Raw genomic sequence first — 12,904 nt, 5'->3', positions numbered from 1 at the left:
AAGGCAAAGGCAATGTCCGCGAGTAGTGAAAATTAAAGCACAAAAATATCCAAGAAAATGCCAGTCAATTTCTTAACTGACTGGCATTACCTGATATAGGGGCTTTGAAAATCTTTCTGAAATTAATATTTTACCCAAGTAACACTGCGACCAATTACCGATACCCCCACATAACCACGCAAGGTCAGACGTTTACCATTAGCACTTAAGCGTGCTTTACCTTTGTAAACTTTGCCACTGATCGGATCAAGCACTTTGCCATCATGGTATTCACGTGGCTTTTTCGGATCTGCCTTAAAATCCCAGATAAACGGCAGGCCTAGAAAAGGCTTGTTCTTAAGCTGACCTGGACATTTATGACAAATTCCCATTTTTTCTGCGCCAGGCAAGCTGCGTGTTTCGACAATCACTCCTTCATAACTGCCATCTGCTTTCTTGCGAATTTCCACATCCGCACGAGAATAACCCGATTGATCATCGATGGTTTTCCATTTACCCAATAACGGATCTTCATAGGCAAAGGCCAGGCTAGAGACTGCGGCCAAACTTATCCCCATTAGTAGAGTATTCAATAATTTTCTCATAACATACCTGTTAAATTGATGATGTATTCATTTTAGAATTATTGCTCTAATTTATTTTAAAAGCATAATTAAATCAAGAGTATGAGCTGTGCGGTCTTTCTCATAATTTTTTGAAAATGATGAATATTCAGGTTTTGTTAGTGTGAATAATTTTATAATTTAAAAGGGATTCTTAGATTGGATTTACAGGAGAGTTTGATTCAGGAGGTAGACAGGTTTTCTACTGTAGGGGAATACGCTTTGTTGAGCTCAGTCACCTAGATTTTAAAACATAAAAAAAGCATTCCTGGGAATGCTTTTAAACTTAAGGATTCGAACTGCTTAGCTCAGGTGTTTACCAAATAGGCCCAAGGCTTCTTCAGCAGTAAAAGTATATTGGCTATTACAGAACTGACAGTCCATCTCGATCGGATTCTGGAATTCCAGCGTTTCACGGATCGACTCTATTCCGATTTGCTGTAAAGCGACTGCACAACGCTCTTTAGAGCAGGTACAACCAAACTTCAACACTTCCGTATCTGGCAGACGCACTTCTTCTTCGTTATATAAACGGTACAGAATATCAGTGGCTTGCAAACCGACTAACTCTTCAGTTTTCAGGGTCTCTGTGAGCATGGTCAGACGTGGCCATAGGTCTTCATCTACCCGGCGTTGTTCTTCTTCACTATTACGTGGTAATAACTGAATCAGTAAACCACCTGCACGCTGATGGTCACTTGCCAGTACAATACGCGTCGGAATCTGTGCAGACAGGTCATAATACTGCATCAGACAGCCCGCCAGATTTTCTTTATCAAGGGGTACAATCCCCTGATAACGCTCACCAAATTCTGGTTCGATATTGATGAATAGAACCGGAGAGGTGAGTGATTTCAACACTGTACTACTGTCTTCACCGACCAGAAAGTGCGGATCTTCTTCATAGTCAGCCAGAGCGCGAACTTCACCCAAATGGTTACATTCAGCCATAGCCCATTTAAATGTGCCCGATGCCTGAATTTGCAGGCTGATACGCCCTTTAATCTTCAATGTGCTGGCCAGCAGTGCAGTGGCACTAAGCATTTCACCTAGCAGGATTTTAACTGCAGGCGCATAGTCACGTTGCGCTAAAATGGTTTGTAAAGCTTCTTCAAGATGCACCACTTCACCACGAACAGGGCTATCTTCAATAAAAAAGCGTTGGCGTAAATCAGACATAAAATTCTCCATAACCCTGCTTTAATGGTGTCATTATTGTAAAACACAAGTTAGGACAGTTCATCTCTTAACGTATCAATTCCTGCGCCGTTTGTATCCTGTTGCTGCGGTGTAGCCTGTTTTTGCACTTTATGGCGTTGATCCTGGGTAAACAGATGCTCCAGTTCAGCCAAACTGCTGCGCTGATTTTCATAATTTGGATGTTCATCCGGATCCAGATGATATTGACTATTGAGCAACTTTTCATCCTGTTCACGGAAGTTTTGAATCTGTTGCAGGCTTTCTTCCGGGTCAGGATTGAGCTGGGTTAATAAGGCTTGACTGAGTTCCAAGGCGGAAAGATAAGTTTCACGCCAGATATGTTTCACGCCCAAATCCTGCAATAAATGCACATGATGTCGATCACGGGCGCGGACCCATAAACAGGTTTCAGGATAATTCAGCCGCAGATGCCGCACGATCAGCATTGAGTCTTCAATATCGTCAATCGCCACAATCACCTGTTGTGCTGTGGCAATACCGGTCTGTATCAAGGCTTCGGGTTCTGTTGCATCCGCCTGATAGAAAGGGATATCGTACTGCGCCAGAAGTTCAGTGGCTGGCACATTGCTGTCCATGACACTAAAGGCATGTTGCTGCTGCAGTAAAATCCGGGCGATAATTTGCCCGAAGCGGCCAAAGCCAATCAGCAGAATCGGTGTACTGGTTTGAGGATTGAGATCAGTTTCGAAGGTCGCTGCCAGATGATTGTGACGATCCAGATGCGGTAGGATCTGACTGTGCAATAACCAATAAAATGCTGGCGTCAGCAGCAAGGAAAAACTCACCATCCACAGCAAGGGAGAGAGTAGATCGGCCGTAATAATCTGGTCGGATACCGCAATCACCAGTGCGAGTAAGGCAAATTCGCCACCTTGTGCCAGACTGGCTGCTAGCAAGGTACTATTGCGCCAGCTATTTTGATGATAACGCGCCAATGCCAGACTGATTGCAAACTTGACCAAGATTAAAGTGAGGGTGCCGCCGAGAATGATCCAGGGGAAATTGAGCAGATCAGCTAAGTGCAGTGACATGCCCAGACTGATAAAGGCCAGGCCCATCAACAAGCCCTGAAAAGGTCGAATCGTACTTTCTACTGCAGGCCGGAAATCTGAATCTGCCAGTAAAATTCCGGCAAATAAGGCACCGAGAAATAGATTCAGTCCGAGGGTATTCATTAACACCAACAGTGCCAAGGTCACTGCAATCGCCACAACCGCATGCAATTCGTGACTGCCACTTTTAGCAATCCAGCGATACAACGGCTGCATCAAGTAACGATTACACAGGAACAGACCGCTTAACGTCGCGATGAGGGCAGCAAAGTAGGCCACGCCATGTTCGGTCGAGCGAATCCCGGCAAATAGGGGAATAGCTGCAATCACCAGAATGGCCAACAGAGCATGAATCAGCAGAATCGAATAGGCTTGCTGACCATAGCTGGTGGCGAACTGTTCCTGATGATTGAGATGCTGAATCACCAAAGTCAGGGCGGACAAACTGCCGGCGAGTCCAATTACAATGCTGGCGAGTAGGCTTTGCTGAAGGAAAACCCAGGCCATGAGTGTGAAAATCAGGGTGCTGATTAGTACCTGTAAAGCAGCCATCATCCACAGGGAGGGATTAATCTGCACAATGCGTTGTGGTCTGAGTTGCAGGCCGATCCAGAACATCAGTGCCATCAGGCTGACTTGCATGAAACTACTCATGACTTCGGGTGTCTGAATTAGGTGCAAAAGGCTTGGACTTAAGATGATCCCTGTTAACAGATAGCCCAGCACACTTGGCAATCTGAGCCTTTTACTCAGTGGCACTATCAACAGTGCAATGACCAGAACCAGTGTTATTTGTAACAGTATCGACATTTTCCTGCCCTAAATTTATTCTTGATCCAGACTTGCAGTTTCGTATTCCAGATCGATCCTCAGGCGCAATATCTTTTAGCTCAGTTCCTGAGGGTCGATGTCCAGCGTGAGCTTCATGCTAGAAGGTTTGTCCTGCAGCATGTTTTGCCACCAGCTACGCACATAGTAATGCAAACGTGGACGATCCGCTGACAATAGCACCATATGCGACTGATAGCGTCCGGCCTTACGTTCCATAGGTGCAGGAATCGGTCCCCAGATGTCCAGCGCCAGATCAGGATATTGCCTGAGGAGTGCTGCATGTTTCTGTAAGAATTCGGTATTTTGTGCCTGATCCTTGGATTCACAGCGAATCAGGATGGCATAACGGTAGGGCGGCATTCTGGCCATCTGCCGTTCTTTTAAGGTTTGCTGGGCAAATACGCGATAATTTTCATTGACCAGGGTATTCAGCAGGGCATGATCAGGTCTGAGCGTTTGCAGATAGACATCCCCCTTATGTTCACCGCGTCCGGCCCGGCCTGCAACCTGCACGATCAGCTGTGCAGTCCGTTCAGTAGCACGGAAATCCACACTGAGCAGACCGGAGTCGATATCTAGAATCGCTACCAGAGTGACATAGGGAAAATGATGCCCCTTGGCCAGCATCTGGGTGCCGAGTAGAATCGCCGGTTCGCTTTTCTGAATCTTGTCATATATTTTTTGCCAGCTGCCGACCCGACTGGTGGAATCGCGATCGACCCGAATCACCTCAAAATCCGGAAATAGCTCATTTAAATGTTCTTCGACTTTGCCGGTGCCCATACCCAGTGTAACCAGTTCCTGATGCTGACATTGCGGGCAGTGTTCCGGCATACGGTGAATAGTACCGCAGTGATGGCAATGCAGATGCTGATAAGGCTGACGGTGTACAGTGAAGTTGGCATCACAGTGCGGACATTGCGCCTGCCAGCCACAGCTGCCACAAAGCAGGACGGGGGCATAGCCACGGCGGTTTAAAAAAATCAGTACCTGTTCTTTTTTCTCCAGGCGCTTTTTGATGTCCTGAATCAATTGCAGGCTAATCCCATGCTTTTTTTGCGCAACTTTTAAATCCAGAATATGGATTTTGGGCATCAAGGCCGTGCCGGCACGCTGGTTCAGCTCCAGTGCCTGCATCTTGCCATGTTGCACCAGCGCATAACTGTCAATGCTTGGTGTGGCTGACCCTAAGATTACCGGACATTGCTGTAAATGGCCGCGGTACAGGGCGACATCGCGGGCATGATAGCGGAAGCCTTCCTGCTGTTTAAAGGACAGGTCATGTTCTTCATCCAGAATGATCAGGCCCAGATTCGGCATCGGGGTATAAATGGCAGAACGTGTACCGAGTACGATTGAGGCTTTGCCGGTTTCTGCCGACTGCCAGGCTTGTAGCCGTTTGGAATCATTCAGCCCGGAATGCAGCAACGCAATATGGCAATGAAAACGGGACTGAAAACGGCTGATGGTTTGCGGCGTCAGGCCGATTTCCGGCACCAGCACCAGCACCTGTTTGCCCTGTTTCAGTACCTGTTCCATGATCTGCAAATACACTTCAGTTTTACCGCTGCCGGTCAGACCATCCAGTAAAAAAGCTTGATATTGATTGCGATATTTTAATACCTGTTCGACTGCATGTTTTTGTTCAGGATTGGCAGTAAGCGGCATTTGTGCCAGCTGCATCGGCTGCGGATTGAAATCTTGTGGCTCCAGCACACAGGCGCAAATCTCTTTTTTCTCCAGCGCTTTTAAGGTCGCGGTTTCAATCCCGGCCATGTTCAGCACATTTTCAGTGGTCCCGACCGGATGCAGTTTTAAAATCCGGTAAGCTTCCTGCTGCTTGTCCGAACGGCGTACTTTGGCCTCGGCATCAGGGTCCAGTAATTTCCAGGTACGGGCCAGCAGGTTATAAGGCTTACCCTGACGCAACAGAGTCGGCAGGGCACTGTGGACGACTTCACCGATCGGAAACTGGTAATACTGCGCTGACCATGTCAACAAACTTAAAACTTTGGCATCTATAATGGCGCGTTCATCGAGCAGTTCGGTTACTGCCTTAAGCTTAAAGCGTGGGTCGAGAGGAGTGTCTGCAGGCAGTTTTTTGATAATCACTCCAACCAGATTCTGCCGACCAAACGATACCAGTACACGTGCGCCAATCTGCGCCTGTTCAAATTGTTCTGCACTCATTGTGTAATCAAAACAATCAAATACATGTACAGGTACAGCAACGCGTACGCGATAAAGTAGACTGGAATCGGTGTGAGAATTTTGCATATCTTGGGGTGGAGATCCTGAAGAAATTTCGTCGTGCTTAAAGTTCGATTATGTTAGAGTAAGCAGATAATTTATATCAAAGAATATGAATGATTTCGGTGGTCTGACGCAACAGCGTTAAGCAAAATTTTGGAAAATTAGAGCATTACAATGCCTGCATATCAGTTTATTGCGCTTGATGCTTCAGGAAAGCAGCAAAAAGGCGTGCTGGAGGGGGATTCTGCACGTCAGATCCGGCAACAATTACGGGATAAAGCACTTATTCCGGTCTCTGTTGATCCTGTCGAAAAAAAAGATCAACATCATCGTCGAAAATGGTTTGAAAAAAGCATCACCGCCTATGATCTGGCTCTGATGACCCGGCAATTATCCGTGCTGGTCGCTGCTGCGATTCCACTGGAAGAAGCGATTCGTGCCGTCGGCAAGCAAAGTGAAAAAGTACATGTACAAAACCTGCTGATGTCAGTGCGCTCCAAAGTGCTGGAAGGGCATAGTCTGGCGCAGGGCTTGCAACAATCCGGACGTTTTCCTGAACTGTATATTGCCACAATTGCCGCCGGTGAACGTTCCGGACATCTGGACCTGATTCTGGATCAGTTGGCTGACTATACCGAAAACCGGTTTGCCATGCAGAAAAAAATTCAGGGTGCAATGGTCTATCCGATTATCCTGATGCTGATGTCCTTTGCGATTGTGATGGGGCTGATGACCTATGTGGTCCCAGATATCGTCAAGACTTTTGATCAAAGTAAAGATGCCTTGCCCTGGATTACCGTGGCCTTGATGAAAGCCAGTGATTTCATCCGCATTGCCTGGCCATTTTTATTGATCGGTGGGGCCTTGGGAATTTTCCTGTTGGTCCGGTTTTTAAGAACCACAGCCGGGCATTATGCCTTTGACCGTCTAACCTTAAAATTACCTTTATTCGGCAAATTGTCACGCGGGATTAATGCGGCACGTTTTGCCAGTACCTTATCCATTTTGACCCAGTCTGGCGTGCCGCTGGTCGATGCACTGCGGATTGGTGCCGCAGTCAGTAACAACTGGGTGATCCGGGATTCTGTCAATCTGGCAGCGGAAAAAGTCACTGAAGGTGGCAACCTGGCAACCCAACTGGAACGCAGTGGTTATTTCCCGCCGATGATGGTACAAATGATCAAAAGTGGTGAAGCGTCTGGTGAACTGGACCGCATGTTGGAACGTGCTTCACAAATGCAGGATCGCGAAGTGACCACCCTGATTTCAACTTTACTGGCCTTGCTGGAACCTTTAATGCTGGTGTTGATGGCCAGTATTGTTCTGGTCATTGTGATAGCAGTGATGCTGCCAATTGTGAACATGAATAATATGATTTAAACAGAAACCAGTTAGAATTTTGTTGTGATCAAGATTCAAGTGGAAATTCTGAATGATGCAAATAAATGAGAGAGATTGAATGAAAAGGAATCAATTAAATAAACAGACGGGCTTTACCTTAATCGAAGTCATGGTGGTGATTGTAATTCTCGGTGTGCTTGCTGCGCTGATCGTTCCGAACGTGATGGGACGTGGTGAAAAGGCCAAAGTCGATACCACCGTGATCAAGTTACAAAGCATTGCAGGTTCACTGGATCAATACAAGCTGGACAATGGCAAGTATCCAAGTATGCAGGAAGGTGGTCTGGATGCACTGGTGAATCAGCCAGCGACTGCAAAAAACTGGGTGCCGGGCGGTTATGTCAAAGGCGGTTTTCCAAAAGACAGCTGGGATAATGAACTGCAATATGTGATTCCGGGCACCGATGGTCGAAGCTTCGATCTGTATTCATTTGGTGCAGATGGTCAATCGGGTGGTGAAGGAACAGATGCCGATATTTATTATCAGCCTTAATTGAGAATCATTATAAATTCTCGATAGATGGCATATATCACTTCACTTAATAGGCTATTTCAATACGAAGTGAAGTGATAATAACTCTTAATTATTAAATATAATGTAAGTTAATGATATTTATAATAATGAAATAATAAAATTGATATGCGAGTTATAATAAGAATTATTCCCATATTTATCTATTACAATTCTCGTAAAATATGAATAAACATACACTTTCTATTTATTTAAAAAAGCTCATAATGATCTGAATGGCACTTGACTCGCCAACGGAGAAGCACATGAAAGCATTTATCTTGGGAGATGAAATCAATCAATTTCATTGGTCGATGCTGAAATCTGTTCTTCTGGTTTTAAGCATGCTGCCGATCAGTCAGGGAATCGTCCATTTATGGCAGAGCACCGAAGGCAGCAGCCAGATTATGGTGGGTTTCTTTGCTATCAGCTTGATGAGCAGTTTATTGGCCTTGTGTTTCTGGTCAGCATTAAACGCGAGTGTAATCCGCATTCAGGCCGAACAAGGTTCAGCATTTGAGCAGACACTGGTTAGCCTGTATCGTCATGTGCCGATGCTGTCTCTTGCCAGCATGTTGTGTTATTTGGCTATACAATTTTAAGCTTGAAAGAGATGAAAAAACCGAGGCTATGACCTCGGTTTTTTATTGCCTTGAATGTTCCTCCCTTTCGTAAAGGGAGCTTAGGAGGGATTGATAAGATGCTATATTCAGGAATCCCCTAAGTCTCCCTTTGTAAAAGGGGGACTTGAAAAAATTACCGTCTAGATTTAAAGCTGACATCCACTTTACGTGGACGGAAGCGCCAGCCCACTAGCAAGAGTAGAACCGAGAAGATCAGGACCGGCCAGTCGCTGAGTTTCATATATAGCGTTTCACCCTGCATGGCTGGAAGTTCGCCACGTAATACTGCTTCCTGATCCATCGGGGCTTTTTTCACAATATGACCATTGTGATCAATAAACGCAGTCACACCAGTATTGGTCGCTCGAATAAACCAGCGGCCATTTTCTTTAGCACGCATTTGCACCATTTGCAGATGTTGTAATGGTCCTGCCGTGCCGGTAAACCAGGCATCATTAGAGACGGTCACCAGAAAATCACTTTGGCTAGCATTCCGGCGGGTCAAATTCGGATAAGCCACTTCATAGCAAATTGCAGAACCCAATGGATGATTTTTCACATTCAATGGTTGCTGATGGTCTGCACCCCGGGTAAAACCGCTCATGGATGGATCATTCTGCAGACCTGGCAATACCCAGCTCAACCAGCCTGATAAGGGAATATATTCACCAAAGGGAACCAGTCGTTGCTTTTTGTATAGGCCATCGGATTCATCGCCACTGGCCATAATACTATTGTAATATTTTGGATAGCCCGCAGTCTGCGATTCGGCTAAATCCCAATATGGAATGCCGGTCACCCATGCAGTGCCTGATTTTTCAGCTTGTACTTTCATGGCCTCCAGAAAGGCTTCAATATCAGTCTGGAACATGGGAATCGAAGATTCCGGCCAGACGATCAGATCACGGCCCCATTCGGTTTTACTCAAATTGGCATAAATCAATAAGGTCTTCACCTGATATTCAGTTAGCCATTTCAAGTCTTGCGGAATATTGCCCTGAATCAGGGAAACCGTTAAAGGCTTTTGATTTTTTTGCTCAACAAACGTCAGCTGTGCTGCGCCCCAGGCACCGAGTAATAAAACTGCCGAAGGAATAGCCCAGAACAGGCGTCTATTCAGAATTTCAACCAGTGCACAGGCCAGAATGATCAGCACGAAAGATACCCCAAACACCCCGAATAAGGGCGCATAAGCATCCAGGTAGCGTTCGGTAAAGGCATAGCCGGCGAATAGCCATGGGAATCCGGTAAAGACCCAGGTCTTGGACCATTCAAATAGCACCCAGAGCGGGGCAAAGGTTAAAGGCGTTTCCGGGAAAAAGCGGCGATAGACAAACGTTTGAACGGCACTAAACAGGCCCATCACCAGCGCCATAATCAGGATCATTACAACACTGAGAAATGCGCTGGTATCTCCATAGACATGAATCGAGGTATACAGCCAGAATGCACCGACAAACCACAAGCCAATCCCATAAGCCCAGCCAATGCCAAAAGCCTGTTTTGCGCTACGTCCGCGCAGGCAGGCATAGAGTAATGCCGGAGACAGAATCGCCAGCCACCAGTAATGATAGGGAGCCAGTGCCAAACTAAAAATGGCACCTGCGAATAAGGCAATTAAAACAGGATAGATCAGCGGCAAAGGTTTTTGCTGTTGAGACGAACTCAACAGCTTATCGAAATACGCTCTCATTGGCGCACGGCTCGAATTAGATGAATAGAGCGTGAATCTGCCTCAAGAATGGTAAATTGCCAGTTTTCCAGTTCAATGGTTTGACCTTCAAGGTCACTCACCAGACCAATTTCCTGTAATAACAAGCCACCCATGGTTTCCACTTCATCATCAGGGAAAGTCGCATCCAGCATATTATTGAAATACTCAATCGGGGTCAGCGCTTGTACCACCCAGGTATTGGCCGTAGCCGGATCATTGTCCGGAACGATGTAGTATGCTTCTTCATCAGCATTGTCATGTTCATCTTCAATTTCACCGACAATTTCTTCCAGAATATCTTCCAGTGTTACCAGACCCGAAGTCGTACCGTATTCATCAATCACTACGGCAATATGCGTCTGGGTATTTTTCAGCATGCGCAGCACCTGATCGGAGCGGGCACTTTCCGGAACAAACAAAGGCTGACGCATAAGCGCGCGAATATCGACCTTGGCCGTCGGCTCAGTCAGAAAAGGCAATAGATCCTTGGCCAATAGAATGCCGACTACATTGTCGGTCTGATCGGATGAAAATACCGGAAAACGTGAATGCGCAGATTCGACCAGCACATGCAGGATATCCAGCAGTTGGTCATCTTCCTGTAAGCTGATCATAGACGTGCGAGGCGTCATGACTTCACGAATTTTGGTTGCCGGGAGGTCAAGAACGCCCTCAAGCATGGCAACAGTATCGGGTTCTAAAAATCGACGTGAATCTTGTACTAATTTTAGCAGTTCGTCGCGAGTTTCGGGTGCAGTTCCCAGCCATTTGCGTAAGCCGCGCATACCCCACGACGGGCCTGATTCCTCGTGCATGATTTTTCCTGAAGACTCTTAATATCTAAAAAAACGTGGTTTTATCATACCGCAGAAAATACGCTTGTCTATTGTAAATATGATGCAGAGTCTTGATCGTACGAGTCAGGCCTGATTTTGAAACTGGCCACGTATGCAAAGCAGCAATGTAATCGCAGCTTTATGCTAAAATATGGCGGTCTTTCCATCCTGAGTCTATCGATGTCCCCAACTGAAATTATTCCAAGTCTGCAATTGAATACCCGAGGTTTACGTTGTCCTGAGCCAGTGATGATGTTGCATCAGGCGATCCGTAAATCCAAGGCAGGTGATGTGGTTGAGGTATTTGCCACGGATAATTCAACGTCGTGGGATATTCCAAAATTCTGTATGCATCTGGGGCATGAGTTGCTGTTACAGGAAGAACGACTGGATGAAAATGGCAATAAAGAATTTCATTATTTAGTGAAAAAAGGCGGCTAAAGAGATAAATGACAGATGAGCTCAAACATTTGTCTTATTTAGAAAATAAAATTTCAAAAATCTGCTTAATTAAATAGATGAATGGACAGGAACTGAAATTATTAATCTTTATCCATAAATAAACCCGCTTAAAAGCGGGTTTATTTTTTATCTGATGATCAGATTACATATTCGGGTATAAGCTCGCGTAAGAATTATCCAAATTACATATTCGGGTAATTCGGACCACCACCACCTTCCGGTGTCACCCAGGTGATGTTCTGGGACGGATCCTTGATGTCACAGGTCTTGCAGTGTACACAGTTGGCTGCATTGATCTGGAAACGCTTGGAACCGTCATTATTTTCCATAATTTCATAGACACCCGCCGGGCAGTAGCGCTGTGCAGGCTCGTCCCATTTCGGCAGGTTCACTTCAACCGGAATTGAAGCATCGGTGAGTTTCAAATGTGCTGGCTGGTTCTCTTCATGCACGGTATTCGATACAAACACTGAAGACAGACGGTCAAAGGTTAGCTTGCCATCCGGTTTTGGATAGTTTGGCTTGAAGTTTTCAGCTGCCTGGGTTTTTAGCGCAGCATGGTCTTGAACCAGATCATGCAAGGTAAAAGGCACTTTAAATACGTTCTGGTCGATGAAGTTAAAGGCACCCCCGATCCATTGACCGAACTTGTGCATTGCCGGACCAAAGTTACGCGAGTTATAGAGTTCTTCTTTTAGCCAGCTGTTGTTAAACTTGTCGGTATATGCGGTGAGTTCTTTCACAAAGAAATCTTCACCCTCTACAACACGTGCCACTGCCAGATCACCGCCTTTTTCTACACCGGCCGCAATCGCCTCAAATACCGCTTCACCGCAGAGCATGCCGGATTTCATCGCAGTATGTGAGCCCTTGATCTTGGCAAAGTTCAGGAAGCCGGCATCATCACCAATCAAAGAACCACCCGGGAAGGTGAATTTTGGTAATGAGTTAAAACCACCTTTGGTCACAGCACGCGCACCATAAGAAATACGCTTACCGCCTTCCAGATATTGCTTGATCAGCGGATGGGTTTTCCAGCGCTGCATTTCCATGAACGGATACATGTGCGGGTTGGTGTAGGACAGATCCACGATCATACCCAGAGTCACCTGGTTGTTCTCGGCGTGGTAAAGCCACCAGCCACCTGAAGAACCGGTTTCATTCAATGGCCAGCCGGCACCATGCATCACCAGACCCGGTTTATGCTTGGCAGGATCGATTTCCCAAAGCTCTTTAATGCCGATACCGTAGTGTTGCGGATCAGTGTCCTTGTCCAGGTTGAACTTCTGGATCAGACGTTTACCTAAGTGACCACGACAGCCTTCAGCGAAAATTGTGTATTTGGCATGCAGTTCATAACCCGGGGTAAAGTTATGCGTCGGCTCGCCATCTTTACCA

11 protein-coding genes are annotated in these 12,904 nt (G+C 46.2%); 4 read left to right on the top strand and 7 right to left on the bottom strand.

Annotation, left to right across the window (positions count from 1 at the left end):
* Window positions 1-122 precede the first annotated feature (122 nt).
* The 4 genes from NI465_RS15760 to NI465_RS15745 form a co-directional block, all read right to left on the bottom strand.
* Window positions 123-584 (bottom strand): DUF2147 domain-containing protein, encoded by a 462-nt coding sequence (locus NI465_RS15760; protein WP_005102907.1) that lies wholly within the window; start codon window positions 582-584, stop codon window positions 123-125.
* A gap of 321 nt (window positions 585-905) precedes the next feature.
* Window positions 906-1,781, bottom strand: a complete 876-nt coding sequence (gene hslO, locus NI465_RS15755; protein WP_004278571.1) for an Hsp33 family molecular chaperone HslO — start codon at window positions 1,779-1,781, stop codon at window positions 906-908.
* Window positions 1,782-1,831: 50 nt separating this feature from the next.
* On the bottom strand, window positions 1,832-3,685 hold the full coding sequence (locus NI465_RS15750) for a cation:proton antiporter domain-containing protein (RefSeq protein WP_253145933.1): 1,854 nt from the start codon (window positions 3,683-3,685) through the stop codon (window positions 1,832-1,834).
* A 75-nt stretch (window positions 3,686-3,760) separates the two neighbouring features.
* Complete coding sequence (locus NI465_RS15745; RefSeq protein WP_253145932.1) at window positions 3,761-5,983, bottom strand: primosomal protein N'; 2,223 nt, start codon at window positions 5,981-5,983, stop codon at window positions 3,761-3,763.
* 150 nt (window positions 5,984-6,133) lie between these two features.
* Between NI465_RS15745 and gspF the strand changes: the two genes are divergently transcribed.
* The 3 genes from gspF (at window position 6,134) to NI465_RS15730 (ending at window position 8,473) form a co-directional block, all read left to right on the top strand.
* Window positions 6,134-7,339 (top strand): type II secretion system inner membrane protein GspF, encoded by a 1,206-nt coding sequence (gene gspF / locus NI465_RS15740; protein ID WP_044111782.1) that lies wholly within the window; start codon window positions 6,134-6,136, stop codon window positions 7,337-7,339.
* Window positions 7,340-7,418: 79 nt separating this feature from the next.
* Window positions 7,419-7,853: a type II secretion system major pseudopilin GspG gene (gene gspG, locus NI465_RS15735; protein ID WP_004278567.1), complete on the top strand. Its 435-nt coding sequence runs from the start codon at window positions 7,419-7,421 to the stop codon at window positions 7,851-7,853.
* A gap of 284 nt (window positions 7,854-8,137) precedes the next feature.
* On the top strand, window positions 8,138-8,473 hold the full coding sequence (locus NI465_RS15730) for a hypothetical protein (protein ID WP_253145930.1): 336 nt from the start codon (window positions 8,138-8,140) through the stop codon (window positions 8,471-8,473).
* Window positions 8,474-8,627: 154 nt separating this feature from the next.
* Here NI465_RS15730 and lnt read toward each other — a convergent pair whose 3' ends face one another.
* Window positions 8,628-10,187 carry an apolipoprotein N-acyltransferase gene (lnt, locus tag NI465_RS15725; protein ID WP_253145928.1) on the bottom strand — a complete coding sequence of 520 codons (1,560 nt, stop codon included), beginning with the start codon at window positions 10,185-10,187 and terminating at the stop codon, window positions 8,628-8,630.
* On the bottom strand, window positions 10,184-11,023 hold the full coding sequence (locus NI465_RS15720; protein ID WP_005261638.1) for a CorC family transporter: 840 nt from the start codon (window positions 11,021-11,023) through the stop codon (window positions 10,184-10,186). The genes lnt and NI465_RS15720 overlap by 4 nt, the downstream gene beginning before the upstream one ends.
* Before the next feature lie 201 nt (window positions 11,024-11,224).
* Between NI465_RS15720 and tusA the strand changes: the two genes are divergently transcribed.
* Complete coding sequence (gene tusA, locus NI465_RS15715) at window positions 11,225-11,485, top strand: sulfurtransferase TusA (protein WP_004729361.1); 261 nt, start codon at window positions 11,225-11,227, stop codon at window positions 11,483-11,485.
* A 203-nt stretch (window positions 11,486-11,688) separates the two neighbouring features.
* Here the strand turns inward: tusA and NI465_RS15710 are convergent.
* Window positions 11,689-12,904, bottom strand: a 1,216-nt coding sequence (locus NI465_RS15710) for an electron transfer flavoprotein-ubiquinone oxidoreductase (RefSeq protein ID WP_253145927.1), incomplete at its 5' end; no start/stop codon positions are given.

It is taken from the genome of Acinetobacter lwoffii (assembly GCF_024129855.1).
Taxonomy (GTDB): Bacteria; Pseudomonadota; Gammaproteobacteria; order Pseudomonadales; family Moraxellaceae; genus Acinetobacter; species Acinetobacter lwoffii_L.
The sequence above is the reverse complement of the archived record's forward strand: the minus strand, read 5'-3'. Positions and strand labels throughout refer to the sequence as shown.